This is a genomic window from Rhizobium sp. K102 (genome assembly GCF_022385315.1).
Classification (GTDB): Bacteria; Pseudomonadota; Alphaproteobacteria; order Rhizobiales; family Rhizobiaceae; genus Rhizobium; species Rhizobium croatiense.
This window is the reverse complement of sequence record NZ_CP092436.1, coordinates 4,026,174-4,042,500: the sequence shown is the minus strand read 5'-3', so window position 1 is coordinate 4,042,500 and position 16,327 is coordinate 4,026,174. Positions and strand designations below refer to the sequence as shown.

General features: G+C 62.2%; 14 protein-coding genes and 1 pseudogene (1 of these 15 running past the window's edge). 3 read left to right on the top strand and 12 right to left on the bottom strand.

Going from position 1 to position 16,327, the window contains the following annotated elements:
• Window positions 1–1,607, top strand: the 3' portion of a protein-coding gene (locus MHI61_RS25855) for a M23 family metallopeptidase (protein WP_239791095.1). It extends 334 nt beyond the left edge of the window; the window shows 1,607 of its 1,941 coding nt (coding positions 335–1,941); its start codon lies beyond the left edge, outside the window; it ends in the stop codon at window positions 1,605–1,607.
• Between the two features lie 99 nt (window positions 1,608–1,706).
• Here the strand turns inward: MHI61_RS25855 and clpB are convergent, their stop codons facing one another.
• The 6 genes from clpB to MHI61_RS25825 all read right to left on the bottom strand — a co-directional run bounded on the left by clpB (window position 1,707) and on the right by MHI61_RS25825 (window position 11,218).
• Window positions 1,707–4,307, bottom strand: a complete 2,601-nt coding sequence (gene clpB, locus MHI61_RS25850; RefSeq protein WP_239791094.1) for an ATP-dependent chaperone ClpB — start codon at window positions 4,305–4,307, stop codon at window positions 1,707–1,709.
• Between the two features lie 253 nt (window positions 4,308–4,560).
• A complete protein-coding gene (locus MHI61_RS25845; protein ID WP_239791093.1) occupies window positions 4,561–5,277 on the bottom strand; it encodes a DUF4167 domain-containing protein in 717 nt (238 codons plus the stop codon).
• Between the two features lie 343 nt (window positions 5,278–5,620).
• Complete coding sequence (gene prmC / locus MHI61_RS25840) at window positions 5,621–6,481, bottom strand: peptide chain release factor N(5)-glutamine methyltransferase (RefSeq protein WP_239791092.1); 861 nt, start codon at window positions 6,479–6,481, stop codon at window positions 5,621–5,623.
• On the bottom strand, window positions 6,478–7,557 hold the full coding sequence (prfA, locus tag MHI61_RS25835) for a peptide chain release factor 1 (protein ID WP_239791091.1): 1,080 nt from the start codon (window positions 7,555–7,557) through the stop codon (window positions 6,478–6,480). The genes prmC and prfA overlap by 4 nt, the downstream gene beginning before the upstream one ends.
• Before the next feature lie 29 nt (window positions 7,558–7,586).
• The gene (gene ptsP, locus MHI61_RS25830; protein WP_097584679.1) at window positions 7,587–9,854 is read right to left on the bottom strand and encodes a phosphoenolpyruvate--protein phosphotransferase; all 2,268 of its coding nucleotides are present in this window, start codon (window positions 9,852–9,854) and stop codon (window positions 7,587–7,589) included.
• 89 nt (window positions 9,855–9,943) lie between these two features.
• On the bottom strand, window positions 9,944–11,218 hold the full coding sequence (locus tag MHI61_RS25825; protein ID WP_097584677.1) for an aspartate kinase: 1,275 nt from the start codon (window positions 11,216–11,218) through the stop codon (window positions 9,944–9,946).
• 296 nt (window positions 11,219–11,514) lie between these two features.
• On the opposite strand from MHI61_RS25825, the gene ubiG reads away from it, so the two are divergent.
• Window positions 11,515–12,261, top strand: coding sequence for a bifunctional 2-polyprenyl-6-hydroxyphenol methylase/3-demethylubiquinol 3-O-methyltransferase UbiG (ubiG, locus tag MHI61_RS25820; protein WP_239791090.1), 747 nt, complete (start codon window positions 11,515–11,517; stop codon window positions 12,259–12,261).
• A gap of 57 nt (window positions 12,262–12,318) precedes the next feature.
• Here the strand turns inward: ubiG and MHI61_RS25815 are convergent, their stop codons facing one another.
• From MHI61_RS25815 to MHI61_RS25800, 4 genes and pseudogenes are all read right to left on the bottom strand, one after another.
• The gene (locus tag MHI61_RS25815) at window positions 12,319–12,747 is read right to left on the bottom strand and encodes a DUF1178 family protein (RefSeq protein ID WP_012485361.1); all 429 of its coding nucleotides are present in this window, start codon (window positions 12,745–12,747) and stop codon (window positions 12,319–12,321) included.
• Window positions 12,744–13,601, bottom strand: a complete 858-nt coding sequence (locus tag MHI61_RS25810; protein WP_239791089.1) for a carbon-nitrogen hydrolase family protein — start codon at window positions 13,599–13,601, stop codon at window positions 12,744–12,746. Before MHI61_RS25810 ends, MHI61_RS25815 begins: the two co-directional genes overlap by 4 nt.
• Before the next feature lie 10 nt (window positions 13,602–13,611).
• A pseudogene (gene grxC, locus MHI61_RS25805) lies at window positions 13,612–13,868 on the bottom strand (glutaredoxin 3).
• Window positions 13,869–13,899: 31 nt separating this feature from the next.
• Complete coding sequence (locus MHI61_RS25800) at window positions 13,900–14,676, bottom strand: ComF family protein (protein WP_239791088.1); 777 nt, start codon at window positions 14,674–14,676, stop codon at window positions 13,900–13,902.
• Between the two features lie 77 nt (window positions 14,677–14,753).
• Here MHI61_RS25800 and MHI61_RS25795 point away from each other — a divergent pair, with 77 nt between their 5' ends.
• Entirely contained in the window at window positions 14,754–15,638 is an 885-nt protein-coding gene (locus tag MHI61_RS25795) for a methyltransferase domain-containing protein (RefSeq protein WP_239792907.1), read from the top strand.
• Between the two features lie 76 nt (window positions 15,639–15,714).
• On the opposite strand, the gene MHI61_RS25790 is transcribed toward MHI61_RS25795, so the two are convergent.
• Window positions 15,715–15,882: a Flp family type IVb pilin gene (locus tag MHI61_RS25790; protein WP_097584671.1), complete on the bottom strand. Its 168-nt coding sequence runs from the start codon at window positions 15,880–15,882 to the stop codon at window positions 15,715–15,717.
• Between the two features lie 67 nt (window positions 15,883–15,949).
• Complete coding sequence (locus MHI61_RS25785) at window positions 15,950–16,267, bottom strand: hypothetical protein (protein WP_004671792.1); 318 nt, start codon at window positions 16,265–16,267, stop codon at window positions 15,950–15,952.
• Window positions 16,268–16,327 lie beyond the last annotated feature (60 nt).

The window sequence follows — 16,327 nt, the reverse complement described above, 5'->3', positions numbered from 1 at the left end:
ACGGCGAAAAAGAGGTCGTGCGCCGCCAGCCCTTCGCGCATGTGAAGATGACGCTGGCCGCCAACCATGTCGCGACCGAGGACTATCCCGATTTCGATCCCCTGGCGATCTTCTCCGCCGACGAGCCGCAGCCTGCCCCGCAGAGCCGCACCGGCGCGATTTACGGCTCCGACGTTGAATCCGAAGTCAGCCTCAAAACCATTGCCTTCCCGACCGGCAAGACCGGTATGAAGATGGCCTCCGGCCTGTCACTCGAGGAGGTCGAAGAAAATGTGCGCTCCAACGGTTCCGTGCTGACCGACGGCAATACGCAACTCGCAGCGCTTTATTACGTCGACCCGCGTCGTTTCTCCAACGAGGATGCCGATGTCGATCTGACCGCGGGTCTCTCCGCCCGCGTGCTCGAGCAGAACATGACGGTCTCCGCACCGGAATCGATCACGCCGCAGACCGAAGAATTCGCCGACGACATCCTGCCGGTGCGCGTCGACGCACCCATCGCCAAGGCGCTGACAGATTCCGGTTATCCGCAGCAATATGCCGATGGCATTGCCGGCATCATTGCCCAGCAGTTGGGAGCCAGCGACCTCGAAAAAGGCGACGTGCTGCGGATCGGCATCATCCAGAAGGGCGAACAGGCAAAGATCATCCGGGCCAGCGTCTATCGCGGCACGCGCCATCTGGTCACCGTGGCTCTCGACGACAAGGGCAAATATGTGTCCGGCAGCGAGCCGCCGATGCTGGACGCCATCGCCACAGCCTTTGATGACAATTCCTTCGCGCCGGCGCCCGGCCAGAACCTGCCGCGCGTCTATGACGGCATCTTTCGCGCCGCCCTTTCCTACGGCATGACCAAGGATATGACGGCGCTGATCATCAAGCTGCTCGCCAGCAATGTCGATTTCCAGGCGCAGCTGAGACCGACGGATACGCTCGAGGCCTTTTTCTCCGTCGCCGACAGTGCCGGCCAGGCAACCGAGGATTCCGAACTGCTCTACGTCAACGCCCGTTTCGGCGATACGCAGACGCGCTTCTACCGCTTCCAGGATCCCGAGGACGGCACGGTCGATTATTTCGACGAGAACGGCAAGAGCATCCGCCAGTTCCTGCTGCGCAACCCGGTTCCGAACGGCATCTTCAAATCCGGCTTCGGCATGCGCCGGCACCCAATCCTCGGTTTTGCCCGCATGCATACCGGCGTCGATTGGGCGGCCCCTCGCGGCACGGCGATCATCGCTGCCGGCAACGGCACGGTCGAGAAAGCCGGGTGGGATTCCGGTGGCTATGGCAACCAGACGATCATTCGCCATGCGAACGGTTACGAATCCTCCTACAATCACCAGAGCGCCATCGCCAAGGGCGTTGTGCCCGGCGCCAAGATCCGCCAGGGCCAGGTGATCGGCTGGGTCGGCACGACCGGCGAATCCACCGGCCCGCATCTGCATTACGAGCTGATCGTCAACGGTACCAAGGTCGATCCGCTGCGCATTCGCCTGCCGGGCGGCAAATCGCTGCAGGGCGAGGCGCTGGCAAAATTCGAGGATGAGCGCAAGCGCATCGATACGCTGCTGAACAACCAGACATCGGATCAGGTGGCGAGCAAGTAATCGCCGCCGCAGCCGGCAGGCTGATGAACTGCCGGGGTGTCTCGGCCCACAAAAAATGGCGGCCAAAGCCGCCATTTCTCATTCATCCGACGGCTCGGCCTATGCCGCTTCGCTGACCGTCTGCCGTGCCCGGAACTGCAGCCGGTCCGAACCGCTTGTCACCTTCACCGTCGATCCATCCGGCATCTGGCCGGACAGAATCTGCTCGGCCAGCGGATCCTGCACGAATTTCTGGATCACCCGCTTCAGCGGCCTTGCGCCGTAGACCGGGTCGTACCCCTTGTTCGCCAGCCAGTGGCGGGCGTCCTCATCGAGATCGATGACGATCTTGCGCTCCGACAGCAGAGCCACGAGCCGCTTCAGCTGGATATCGACGATCGCGCCCATCTCCTCGCGTTTCAGGCGGTGGAAGAGGATGATCTCGTCGATACGGTTCAGGAATTCCGGCCGGAAATGCCCGCGCACGACCTCCATCACCTGTTCGCGAACCGTGTCGCTGTCGTCGCCGTCCCTGAGGTGCGTCAGATATTCGGCGCCGAGGTTCGAGGTCATGATGATCATCGTGTTGCGGAAATCGACCGTCCGGCCCTGGCCGTCGGTGAGGCGTCCGTCGTCCAGTACCTGCAGCAGGATGTTGAAGACGTCTGGATGCGCCTTCTCGATCTCGTCGAACAGCACGACCTGATAAGGCCTGCGGCGCACCGCTTCCGTCAGCGCTCCGCCTTCGTCATAACCGACATAGCCGGGAGGCGCGCCGATCAGCCGGGCAACGGAGTGTTTCTCCATATATTCCGACATATCCATGCGCACCATCGCCGTTTCGTCGTCGAACAGGAAGCGGGCGAGCGCCTTGGTGAGCTCCGTCTTGCCGACGCCGGTCGGGCCGAGGAAGATGAACGAGCCGATCGGCCGGTTCGGATCCTGCAGACCGGCGCGGGCGCGGCGGACCGCGCGCGACACGGCCTGAACCGCATCGCCCTGGCCGATCACCGATTTCCCCAGCTCGTCTTCCATCCGAAGCAGCTTGTCGCGTTCGCCCTCCAGCATCTTGTCGACCGGGATGCCGGTCCAGCGGGACACGACATGGGCGATGTTGTCGGGGATCACCACCTCCTGGACCATCGCGCCGCGCTCGCCATCCTGCTTCTCGGCTTCGACGAGCTGCTTTTCGAGATCCGGAATGACGCCATAGGTCAGCTCGCCGGCACGCTGAAACTCACCCTTGCGCTGGGCGATCGCCAGTTCGTTGCGGGCATCGTCGAGCTGCTTCTTGAGATCGGCGGCAAGGCCAAGCTTCTGCTTTTCCGCCTGCCAGCGGGCCGTCAGCGCATCGGCTTCCTCTTCAAGAGTGGTAAGTTCGGTCTCCAGCCGCTTCAGCCGATCGGCGGAAGCGACGTCGGTTTCCTTCTTCAGCGCCTCGCGCTCGATCTTCAGCTGGATGATGCGGCGGTCGAGCTCGTCGAGCTCCTCCGGCTTGGAATCCACCTGCATGCGCAGCCGCGCTGCCGCCTCATCCATCAGATCAATCGCCTTGTCGGGCAGGAAACGGTCGGTAATGTAACGGTTGGACAGTGTCGCGGCGGCGACAAGCGCCGCATCGGCAATGCGCACCTTGTGGTGCTGCTCGTATTTTTCCTTCAGACCGCGCAGGATCGAGATCGTGTCTTCGACCGTCGGCTCGTCGACGACGACGGGCTGGAAGCGCCGGGCAAGCGCCGGATCCTTCTCGACATGTTTGCGATATTCGTCGAGCGTGGTCGCGCCGACGCAATGCAGTTCGCCGCGGGCAAGAGCAGGCTTCAGCAGGTTGGAGGCATCCATTGCCCCATCGGCCTTGCCGGCGCCGACCAGCGTGTGCATCTCGTCGATGAACAGGATGATCTCGCCGTTTTCCGCCTGCACTTCGTTGAGCACGGCCTTCAGCCGCTCTTCGAATTCGCCGCGATATTTCGCACCGGCAATCAGCGCGCCCATGTCGAGCGCCATCAGCTTCTTGTCCTTGAGCGATTCCGGCACGTCGCCGTTGACGATACGCAGCGCCAGCCCTTCGACGATCGCCGTCTTGCCGACGCCGGGCTCGCCGATCAGCACCGGGTTGTTCTTGGTGCGCCGCGACAGGACCTGGATGGTGCGGCGAATCTCGTCGTCGCGGCCGATGACCGGATCGAGCTTGCCCTCGCGAGCTTCGCCGGTCAGATCACGCGCGAATTTCTTCAGAGAATCGAAGCCCTGCTCGGCGTTGGAAGAATCGGCCGTCCGACCCTTGCGGATATCGTTGATGACCTGGTTGAGACCCTGAGCCGTGACGCCGGCGTTCTTCAGCGTCGAAAAGGTCGACGCCGAGGATTCGATCGCCAGCGCCTGCAGCAGGCGTTCCACCGTCACGAAGCTGTCGCCGGCCTTCTTCGCCGCCTCTTCGGCGGTCGAAAGCACCTTGGCAAGCGGCTGCGCCAGATAGATGTTGCCGTTGCCGCCTGAGATCTTCGGCATTTTGGCAAGGGCGGCGTCATTGGCAAGGCGGGCAGCCTTGGGATCGCCGCCGGCGCGCTCGATCAGAGACGCGGCCATGCCCTGATCATCGTCAAGCAGGACTTTCAGCACGTGCTCGGGCGAAAATTGCTGATGACCCTGCGCCAGCGCGTAGGTCTGCGCCGACTGGATGAAGCCGCGCACCCGCTCCGAATATTTCTCGATATTCATATTCCACCTCCATGGATCGCCCTGCCCTTTCGAGGCGCAGACCGATGATTGAGATCGACCCCCTGAAAAGGCAGGCCGCGCTTGCCCGTCTCTCGATTTGGGCGAAGCAGTTCGAGGAGAATATGGTAGCCTGTTCCAGGAGTTTAAAGAGCCCGTAAAATGAAAATCCCCGGCACAGGGCCGGGGATTTTCAAGCAAATCCGGGCAGATGGTATGAACGTCCCGCCTCCTCCCGAAGGAGAGGCGAAATCCTTCACTCCGATGTGGCGTCCGCCAGAACAGGCGCCTCTGCGGAAGCGCCCTCGCCTTCCGAGGCTGCGTCGCCTTCTGCGCCACGACGCGGGCGGCGGGGACGGTTGCCGGCGCTGCGGCGGCGGGGCTGGCGTTCGCGCGGCTGGCCGGCGGAACCCTCCTCGTCCATGGCGACCTCGGCAGGGATGCCTTCGATCTCCGGCTGCGGGCCGGTTCCATCGATGACGTCGGGCTGAGGTGCCGAAGCGGGAGCCGGCTGCGGCTGCGGCTGTGCCTGCGTCTGGTGCTGCCTGCTCTGCGGCGGCTGGACGACAACGACATCATCGCCGTCATTGTCGTTGTTATCAATATCATCGCTGTCGCGATCCGCCCCGTCGCGGTCATTGTAATCGCCGCGATCGTCGCGCTGGAAACGCTCCTGCATCTGCGCCTGAGCGCTGGCGATGATCCGATTGTAATGTTCGGCGTGCTGAAGATAGTTCTCGGCCATCACGCGGTCGCCGGAGCTCTGGGCATCACGGGCAAGCTGCGCATACTTCTCGGCGATATGCTGGGCGGTGCCGCGAATCTTCACATCGGGGCCGGAGCTGTCATAGGTCCGGGTCAGCGGGTTGCCGCCCTTGCGGTTGAAATTGTTGTTGTTGTTATTTCCGCCGCCGCCATTGTTATTGTTGTTACCACGCCCTCGACCGCGCTTGTTTTGCTGTCCTGGCCTCATAGATCGTTCACCTGAATTCTCTGTTTGTGATGGATACATGGCACCAACCGCCATGACCGGAAAACCGGGTCAGGACCTTTGTGCCGCGAGCATACTGCGCCTCTGCGCCGACCTGCCGCTTGGTTCTCAAGTCAGTTTGACTGATTCACGCGTTGGGTCGTGTTCAACCGTTGAAACTCTCGTTTAAAAGAGCGGACCCCCGAGGCAAACCAAGTACCGAACGAATCTCGTTCATTCCTATCTGCCCAACACGTGTCCGCAACCTATATTGCTTCCCTGGGAAATCCAAGCCTTTTCTTCGCAATAACAATAATGTCCCGTCCAATGCCGCAATTATCGCCTTTTACGCGAGCGCGAACATGAGCGCCCTGTCATTCTGACCATAATCTTTCACGGATTTGAGGCAGCTGAAGCCTTTCGCTTCGAAGATCGCCGTCACATCGTTTCGCTGATCGTAGCCGATTTCCAGCCCAAGAACCCCGTCGGGTCTCATGAACCTTGCCGCATCCTTGGCTATGGCTTTATAGGCGTCAAGCCCATCCGGGCCGCCATCCAGAGCCGCAACCGGATCAAATTTCGTCACTTCGGGAGCGAGATCGTGAATGACATTGGAGGCAATATAGGGCGGATTTGAGACAATCGCGTGAAATGAGCCCTGGATCTTCTCGAACCATTTCGACTGTACGGCCTGAAAGCGATCCTGCAACCCGTTTCTTTCTGCGTTTGATCTTGCCGTTCCAAGGGCATCCGCCGATATGTCGCTGCCGATGCCTGACGCCTCGGGACACTCGCTCAACAGCGCAAGGCATATCGCCCCGGTCCCTGTTCCGATGTCAAGAATATGGAGATGGCCGTGGACCTTTGCAAGGTCCTTGAGATAGGGAAGCACCGTATCGACCAGAATTTCCGTATCCGGCCGCGGCTCCAGGGTTTCCGCCGAAAGCTGCAGCGCCAGGCCGTAAAATTCCCGCTCGCCAAGAATGCGATGCACCGGCTCATGGCCGAGCCGCCGCTCCAGCGCCTTGGAAATCACCGCGATCTGATCAGCAGAAAGCTTCTCGGCCGATCGCGTCAACAGTTCGGTCGATGACTGTTTCAGAAGGCCCGCGACAAGCAGACGCGCATCGGTTGCCGGATCGGCGATGCCTGCCTCCGTGAAGCGACGGCGCGCTTCGGCAAGCATATCGGCGACCGTCTGGCTCATAGCTGCTCGCCGAGCTGCGCCAGCTGGCTTGCCTGATAGTCGGCCATCAACGCATCGACGACCTCCTCGATCTCACCCTCCATCATCCGGTCGAGCTTATAGAGCGTCAGATTGATGCGATGGTCCGTCACGCGTCCCTGCGGGAAATTATAGGTGCGGATGCGTTCCGAGCGATCGCCGGAGCCGACCTGGCTCTTGCGATCGGCCGAGCGTTCGCTGTCGGCCCGCTGCCGCTCGGCATCGTAGAGCCTGGAACGCAGCACCTGCATCGCCTTGGCGCGGTTCTGATGCTGCGATTTTTCCGAGCTGGTAACGACGATGCCGCTCGGCAGGTGGGTGATGCGCACCGCCGAGTCCGTCGTATTGACGTGCTGGCCGCCGGCACCGGAGGAGCGCATCGTATCGATGCGGATATCTTCCGGCCGGATTTCGATGTCGATCTCCTCTGCCTCCGGCAGCACCGCCACCGTGGCGGCCGAGGTATGGATGCGCCCACCCGCCTCGGTTTCCGGCACACGCTGCACCCGGTGTACCCCGGATTCGAATTTCAGCTTGGCAAAGACGCCTCGCCCGGTGATCGTCGCGATGATTTCCTTGTAGCCGCCGGCTTCGCCCTCGCTTGCCGAGAGCACCTCCACCTTCCAGCTCTTTTCGGCCGCGAAACGCTCGTACATGCGAAAGAGATCGCCGGCGAAAAGGGCTGCTTCCGAGCCGCCGGTGCCGGCGCGGATTTCAAGGATCGCGCTCTTTTCGTCCGCCGCATCCTTCGGCAGAAGCAGGATCTGCATTTCCTGCTCCAGCGCCTCGATCCGCTCCTTCACCTCGGGCAGTTCGAGTTCGGCAAGATCGCGCATCTCACGATCCACCGATTTGTCTTCGAGCAGCGTGTCGAGATCGGCAAGCTCGGCGACCGCCTTCTCGTAGGCGCGGATCTTCGTGACGACAGGCTGCAGCTCGGAATATTCGGATGCAAGCTTCACATAGACGTCGGCGGCCGGGCCTGCCGACATGCGCGCTTCGATCTCGTCGAAACGGCGTTCCAGCTCGCGCATCTTTTCAACGGGAAGCTTCGCCACCCTTCACTCCGATTCTTCTTAATATAGGCCTAGAGGGGAATATTGTGGCTCTCGGCGAAGCGGGCAAGCACCTCGCGCATCGGCACCGTGGCGCTATTGTCGTCCAGCACGTCATCCATCGCCTTCGCCAGCGCGCCGACGTCGAGCCCGAGCAGCATCGCTTTCACTGGCCCGATCGAGGCCGGCGACATCGAAATCGAGCGGAAGCCGATGCCGAGCAGCGCCATTGCCGAGAGCGGCTTGCCGGCAAGTTCGCCGCACAACGTCACCGGCGTCTTGTTCCGGTCCGCCCCACGCACGATGTCGCGCAGGATCCGCAAAAACGGCTTGCCCAGCGGATCGAAACGGTCCGAGACACGCGCATTGCCGCGGTCGACGGCCATCGAGAACTGGAAGAGGTCGTTCGAGCCGACCGAAACGAAATCGACCGCCTCCATCAGCTCGTCGAGCTGCCAGAGCAGCGCCGGCACCTCAAGCATCGCACCGAATTGCAGCTTGCGCGGCAGCCCGTGGCCGAAGCGCGAGAGATGCTGAACTTCCTTCTGCAGGAGCTCGCGCACCATCCTCAGCTCGGAAACCTCGGTCACCATCGGCACCATCAGCTTCAGCTCGGTATCGGCCGACGCCTTCAGCAGGGCGCGCAGCTGAGTGCGCAACAGTCCCGGCCGGTCGAGCGACAGCCGGATGGCGCGCCAGCCGAGTGCGGGGTTTTCCTCCTCGTGGCCGCGGAAATAGGGCACGACCTTGTCGCCACCGATATCGAGCGTGCGGAAGGTGACGACGCGGCCGGCCGCCTGTTTGATCACATTGCGGTAGAACTGCTCCTGCTCGTCCGCCTTCGGCATGGTGGAGGCGATCATGAATTGCAGCTCGGTGCGGAAGAGACCGATACCCTCCGCACCCGATTCCGACAGCTGCGGCAGATCGACCAGCAGGCCGGCATTCATCATCAGCGAGATCCGCTTGCCGTCTTTGGTGACCGGCTCGATGGCGCGCAGTGCCCGGAACTGTTCCTGCCGTCTGGCGCGGAAGCGGACCTTTTCCTCGTAGGAGCGGCGATGATCGGTCATCGGCCGCAGATGCACATGTCCCTCGTCGGCGTCGATGATCACGGCATCGCCGTTCTCGGCGAGCGCCACGACACCCGCCGCCTGGCCGATAACAGGAATGCCCATGGCACGCGCGACGATCACCACATGGCTCGTCACCGCCCCTTCCTCCAGCACCAGCCCGCGCACATTGGCGCGCGGATAATCGAGCAGTTCCGCCGCCCCCATGGCACGCGCCAGGATGACCGCGTCGTTGGGGAAACCTTCCGCGGTCGTCCGCCCGGTATAACCGGTCAACTGCCGAAGCAGACGGTTCGCCAGATCCTCGAAATCATGCATGCGTTCGCGCAGATAGGGGTCGGTCAACCGCATCATCCGCGCCTTGGTGTCGCTCTGCACCTTCTCGACCGCCGCTTCCGCCGTCAGGCCGTTGCGGATCGCCTCCTCGAGCTTGCGCACCCAGCCCTGGTCATGCGCGAACATCCGGTAGGTTTCGAGCACCTCACGGTGCTCACCCTCCATCGACACGTCGCGACGCGACAGCATGTCGTCGATCGAGATCCTGAGCGAACCCATGGCTTCAGCCAGCCGCCGGATTTCTTTCTCGGCATCTTCGTTGAGCAGGTTGGTAACGACGATGCGCGGCTCGTGCAGCACGACGTAACCGAGGCCGATGCCGTCATTATAAGTGTCGCCGTCGACGGTCACCGAGCGCGTCAGGTCGAGTTCGAGGCCCGGCTTGGTGATCTTCTTCAGCTCGCCGGTGGCGATCATCTCGGCAAGCACCATTGCCGTCGTCTCGAGCGCTTCCACCTCTTCCTCGCGATAGGTGCGGCTCGCCTTGTTCTGCACGACGAGAACGCCGAGCGAGCGCCCGGTCCTCAAGATCGGCACGCCGAGGAAGGAATGGTAGATTTCTTCACCCGTCTCCGGCAGGTAGCGGAACGCCGGATGCGACTGCGCGTCGGAAAGGTTGAGCGGCTGCGCTGAAGCCGCGATCGTGCCGACGAGGCCCTGCCCCATCTTCAGCTGCGCCAGGTGCACGGCCTCGCGGTTGAGGCCTTCGGTGGCGTAGAGCTCAAGCACGCCGTCGGCGCGCAGCACGTAGACGGAGCAAACCTCCGCCACCATGTTGCCGGCGATCTGCCGGACGATCCGGTCAAGACGATCCTGCGGCTCCAGCGGCTCTGCCATCAACTCGCGCAGCCGCCTGAGCAGCACGCGCGGACCGCCGGAAAGGTCTCTCATGACGTCTCAAGCTCCCGAAACAACGCACTCTGTCCCGGCCGGCCCGCCGTCGTCTCCTCAACCTGAAGGAGCAGGCCGCCCGCTGGGAATCAATTCTTATCCAGACCGTAGCAGGAATGCAAAGTCCTGACAGCGAGTTCTGCATAAGGACCGTCGATCAGGATGGAAATCTTGATCTCGGAGGTGGTGATCGCCTTGATGTTGATGCCTTTTTCGGCAAGTGCACGAAATGCGGTGGCAGCAACGCCGGCATGGCTGCGCATGCCGATGCCGATGACCGAGACTTTCACCAGCCCCGATTCGTTTTGCACGACGTCGTAGCCGATCTTCTCCTTATGGTCGCCGAGCACCTTGATCGCCTTCTCGACGTCGCCCGACGGCACGGTGAAGGTCATATCGGTCTTCGATCCGTCCTCGGAAATATTCTGGACGATCATGTCGACATTGATATGGGATTCGGCAAGCGGCCCGAAGATCGCGGCGGAGACGCCCGGCCGGTCGGCAAGACGGCGAAGCGAGATCTGAGCCTCATCCTTGGCATAGGCGATGCCGGTGACTACTTCCTGTTCCACGATTTCATCCTCGTCACAAATCAGCGTTCCGGGCGGGTTCAACAGATCGCCCATGCCCGGAGCATCGGGATCTTCGAAAGACGAGCGCACGAAGGTACGCACCTTGTGCACCATGGCAAGCTCGACCGAGCGCACCTGCAGCACCTTGGCGCCGAGCGAGGCCATCTCGAGCATTTCTTCGAAAGCGATCTTCTTCAGCCTGCGCGCCTGCGGCACGATGCGCGGATCGGTCGTGTAGACGCCGTCGACATCGGTATAGATATCGCAGCGATCCGCTTTGACAGCGGCCGCGATGGCGACGGCCGACGTATCCGATCCGCCGCGCCCGAGTGTGGCGAGGCGGTTGTCCGGTCCCAACCCCTGGAAACCTGATATGACGGCGACCTGCCCCTCGCCCATGCGCTTGATGATGTCGGAGCCGTCGATCTCGAGGATGCGTGCCGCGCCGTGGGCATTGTCGGTGCGGATCGGGATCTGCCATCCCTGCCAGGAGCGCGCATTGATATCCATCGCCTGTAGCGCAATCGCCAGCAGCCCCGAGGTCACCTGCTCGCCGGAGGCGACGACCGCATCATATTCGCGGGCATCGTAAAACGGAGAGTTGGCGCCGATCACCTTCGGCATGCCCTGCACCCAGCCGACCAGCTCGTTGGTCTTGCCGGACATGGCCGAAACGACCACCGCCACCTCGTGGCCGGCATCGACTTCGCGTTTCACATGGCGGGCAACGTTCTTGATGCGGTCCAGGTCAGCGACGGACGTGCCGCCGAATTTCATTACGATGCGTGCCATATGCCTCTACCACGACTGGCGCCGGAAAACGGAAACCCCGGACCCGGCATCACGAAAGCTCTGGGGCGGACCGCTTGGCGAAAGAGCCGAGTTACAATTTCTGGAACCGCTCTAAAAGCCCAGGCCTGTAAGGCCCCAAGTTGCGGCGTCTCTTAGCGAGTTTGGCGGGGGTAGGCAAGCGCGCGCGATAAAAGCAGTTGCCGGGCGGCTCGACGCCTGCCGGTCTCCTGCTTCGCGCCCCTTGACTTATGCCCCCGATCGTCCGACTTCACATCCTGCGAACGAAGGAGAGGACGATGACGGAAGGCGCCAGAAGCACGATCGACCAAGGCGAAGTGGACCGCTTCTCGGCGATGGCAGCGGAATGGTGGAGCCCGACCGGCAAGTTCAAACCGCTGCACAAGTTCAATCCCGTCCGGCTCGCCTATATAAGAGACAAGGCCTGCGAGAATTTCGGCCGCGATCCGAAAAGCCCTCGGCCGCTCGAGGGTCTGCGCGTCCTCGATATCGGCTGCGGCGGCGGCCTGTTGTCCGAGCCGGTCGCCCGCATGGGCGCCTCCGTCACCGGCGCCGATCCCTCCGAGAAAAATATCGGCATCGCCTCGACGCATGCGAAAGCCTCCGGCGTTCCGGTCGACTACCGCGCCGTCACCGCCGAGGAGCTTGCCGAGGCCGGCGAGACCTTCGATATCGTGTTGAACATGGAAGTGGTCGAACACGTCGCCGACGTCGAGTTCTTCATGACGACCTGCGCAAAAATGGTCCGCCCCGGCGGCCTGATCTTCGTTGCCACCATCAACCGCACGATGAAGGCGGCAGCGCTTGCCATCTTCGCCGCCGAGAACATCCTGCGCTGGTTGCCGCGCGGCACCCACCAGTATGAAAAGCTGGTGCGCCCGGAAGAGCTGGAAAAACCGCTTGCCGCAAGCGGTCTCGAGACAACCGACCGCACCGGCGTCTTCTTCAATCCGCTGTCGAACCAGTGGAACCTGTCGAGAGATATGGATGTGAACTATATGATGCTGGCGAAACGGCCGGCTTGATCCGGCATTCACAAGCCGGCTACATTTCGGCATTGGGGCCAATGCACCGGCTGAATTTCAGTGCACATCCTCCGGCAGAACCGGAATAGCAGCGATCTCGATGCCTTCTTCCACCAGCGCCTGCGCCTCGTCCAACGTCGCCTGGCCGATGATGCCGCGGGCATCCGCCTCGCCATAATGGATCTTGCGGGCCTCCTCTGGAAACTTCGTGCCGACATCCTCGGAATTGGCTTTGACGGCGGCGACGGCCTCTTTCAGTTTTTGCAGGGCCTCCTGCCGCATCGCGTCCATCGCCAAGGTCTGCCTCTCGTCCTTCTTGCGCGCCGTCGAAACGGAAGGCGCCATCAGAAGCTTGGAGACGGCGGCGGAATGGCAGACCGGGCAGGTCAGGAAACCGGTCGCGACCTGACGGTCGAAGTCGGCGCTTTCCGAAAACCAGCCTTCGAATTCATGGGCATTGTCGCAAGTGAGAGAATAGCGGATCAAGCGGCGACGCCTCCTTCGACTGCCCCCGCAATCTTTTCGACCGAGAATTCCCGGCCGTTCCTCAGGTTCGGGATCTTGTCATGCGCAGCCTTGACCGCGCCGGGATCGATCTCGGCGAGGACGACCGCCTCGCCGGTGGCCCCGGCCGATGCCAGCACCGTGCCCCAGGGATCGATGATCATCGAATGGCCGAAGGTCTCGCGCCCATCCTCGTGCCGGCCGGCCTGCGCCGCGGCGATGACGAAGACACCGTTCTCGATCGCGCGGGCGCGCAGCAGGATCTCCCAATGCGCTTCGCCCGTCTGCCGGGTGAAGGCGGCGGGAACCGTCATCACTTCGGCGCCGGCAATCGCCTGGGCACGGAAAAGGGCGGGAAAGCGCACGTCGTAGCAGATCGCAAAACCCATTTCGGCAAAGGGCAGCGACAGGACGCGCGCCTCCGAACCGGCCGTATAGGCCGCACTTTCACGCCAGCTCTCGCCATTGTCGAGATCGACATCGAACATATGGATCTTGTCGTAGCGATTGAGGATCCTGCCGTCCGGACCGAACAGGAAACCGCGATTGGCGAGCTTGCCGTCGGAAAGCGCGATCGCCGTCGAGCCGACATGCATGTAGATGCCAAATTCCCGAGCAAGCTCCGAACCGGTCTTGACGATGATATCGTGCGTCTCGTCGGCGAGCGCGGCAAGCGCCGCGGCGCGGTCGCGCTGCAGCATGCCGGTCATCTCGGGCGTCTGCACATAGGTCACGCCCTGGGCGGCAGCCTCGCGCACCAGCCGCGCCATGGCGGCGGCATTCTTGACCGGATCGACCCCGGAGCACATCTGGATGGCGGCAGCCTTGAAACTCATCGGTTCCTCCTCAGGCCGCCAGCATCGGATCAAGCTTGCCGGCGCGGTCGAGCGCGAAGAGATCGTCGCAGCCGCCGACATGTTCGGCGCCGATAAAAATCTGCGGGAAGGTGGTCCGCCCGTTCGACTTGCCGATCATCTCCTGACGAAGGTCCGGGAATAGGTCGCATCGTGCTCGACGTAGTCGACGCCCTTTTCTTCAAGAAGGGACTTGGCGCGGCTGCAATAGCCGCAGAACTGTCGTGTATAGATCGTGACGGGTACCATAATATCTCCAGACGGATGCCGGGTATTTCTGTCATATAGGCTCGGAGAGAGCCCTTGCAAAGGTCAAAACCGAGATCTCGGCCGCACCCGCCTTGCGCAGCGTCCGGCTTGCGGCGGCGACCGTCGCCCCTGTCGTATAGACGTCGTCGACAAGGACGATGCGTTTGCCGAAAATGTCGTTTTCGCGGCCCTTGGCAATCGCGAAAGCGCCTCTGACATTGTCCTCGCGCGCCTTGGCGCCGAGGCCAACCTGCTGGCTGGTGCGCTTGACGCGGATAAGGGTGGCGGCAAGCAGCGGTTTTCCCGAAAGCCTTGCCATATGGCGGGCAAGCTCGGCAGCCTGATTGAACTTGCGGGTCAGCATGCGGGTGCGGTGCAGCGGCACCGGAATCAGCGCATCGCAGCTTTCGACCGTCCCGTCGGAGGCACGCAGCATCCAGCCGGCCATCATCGGCGCCAGATCGGTGCGATCGCGATATTTGAGCCCGTGCACGAGATCGCGGACCGCATGGTCGTGGGTCGCCGCCGACCGCAGCCGGTCGAAAGGCGGCGGATTGGCGATTGCCTCGGCGCTGAGAATGCCGGCGCCGAGATCGTGCGAGAACGGAATGCCGAGCACCTCGCAATAGGGCCGTTCGATGAAGCGGATGCCGGACCAGCATTTCGCACAGAGTCCGCGATGGCCGCCGGTCGAAATGCCGCAGACGGAACAAGCCGGCGGATAGAGAAAATCGGCTAGCGCCGAAAACGGCCGCAAGAGCCGCGTCCGCAAGAACTCTGCCGGTCTTTCAAAAAGGATCGGTACCATGCCGACGAGACTAGCCTGTTCTCATCCAAAGGAAAATCGCCTTGCTGCTTCAGCGGGGCGGGACTATGGACATCGCCATGGAAACGATCTTCGACAGAGACCTGATCGCCGCACATCGCCATCGCGCGCTTGTCAACAACGATCCGAAAGCCCCCTTCCTGCTGGACATCGCGGCAGAGGAAATGGCCGAGAGGCTGGCGGTCGTCGAGCGGCGTTTCGAAACCGCCGTCGAATTGCATGGTACGACCGGTGCGGCGGCCCGTGCGGCAATGGCGACGGGCAAGATCAGCACAATGATCCGCGTCGAGAGCGAGAAGGCCTATGCGGCCCCAGGCGAAACCCTGATCGAAGCGCCTTTCGAAGACGTGCCGCTCGAGCCGCAATCGATCAATCTCGTCCTTGCGCCGCTCAGCCTGCATCTGACCAACGACACGCCTGGCGTTTTCATCCAGATCCGCCGCGCCCTGAAACCGGACGGCCTGTTCCTGGCGGCCATTCCCGGCGCCGGCACGCTGCAGGAACTGCGCGACGCCCTCTTGACCGCCGAGGTCGAAATGACCGGTGGCGCCAGCCCGCGCGTCATCCCCTTCGCCGATGTGCGTGATGTCGGCAGTCTCATGCAGCGCGCAGGCTTCACCCTGCCGGTGATCGACGCTGAGACCTATAAGGTACGATATGATTCTCTCTTTCCGCTGATGCGCGACCTCCGAGCCATGGGCATGAGCAATCCGCTCGCAGCCCGCAGCCGCATGCCCCTGACCCGCGCCTTCTTCCTGCGCGCCGCAGAGATCTATGCCGAGCGCTATTCCGATCCCGACGGACGCATTCGCGCGACCTTTTCGATCATCTATGTCTCCGGATGGGCGGCTCACGAGAGCCAGCAGAAGCCGCTCCAGCCGGGTTCGGCCAAGGCACGCCTTGCCGACGCGCTGAAAGTGGACGAGCACAAGCTCAGGCAATAGCGAATGATATCGAAAAGTGTCAGCTGTTAGTGCAGTTCATCATGCTGCAGCCCGTCAAAAGTAGTCGGCCGCCACTTCAATTGACGGTGATATTGTTGCTGACAACGCTGAAGACGTTCTGCAAGCTGCCGCTAAAAATACCGAGACCCGAGACGAGCGCCGTGCAGATGACGGCGGCGATCAGGCCGTATTCGACCGCCGTCGCACCTGTGCCGTCCGCAAAAAATGCTTTCAAAAGACGCATTACCCCAACCCTTTGCGTGAATCGACTGCAATGACCAATTGCAGGCCATCAGGCGATGGCCTGCATTTCAGCAACCGGCGCCGACGCCGTATCCCTCGACGACGCAGACCGAGCCGGGCGTCTCCTGCAGGACGCTGCGGCGGATCGTATAGCGCTTGCCGCCTTCGTTCTTCGGGATCGATCCTGTAGTGATCGTGTCGAAATCCACCGGCGCGCTGGCAAAGACGCTTTTCTTCGAAGAATCGGCAAGCATCGGCGTCAGGATCAGCGTCAGGGCGACCACCGCCGTGCCAAAGAGAAGGGCGATATTGAGCGCACCCGTCCTGCGCGAGGCAGACGAAGCCCGTTCCTTTTCCCGGACCGCTTTCCAGAAATCATCGTCCATGAGGTCAAGCCTTTTAAATACGCACGCCAGATGCTTGATTGAGGCCGATCTTTGGCAGAA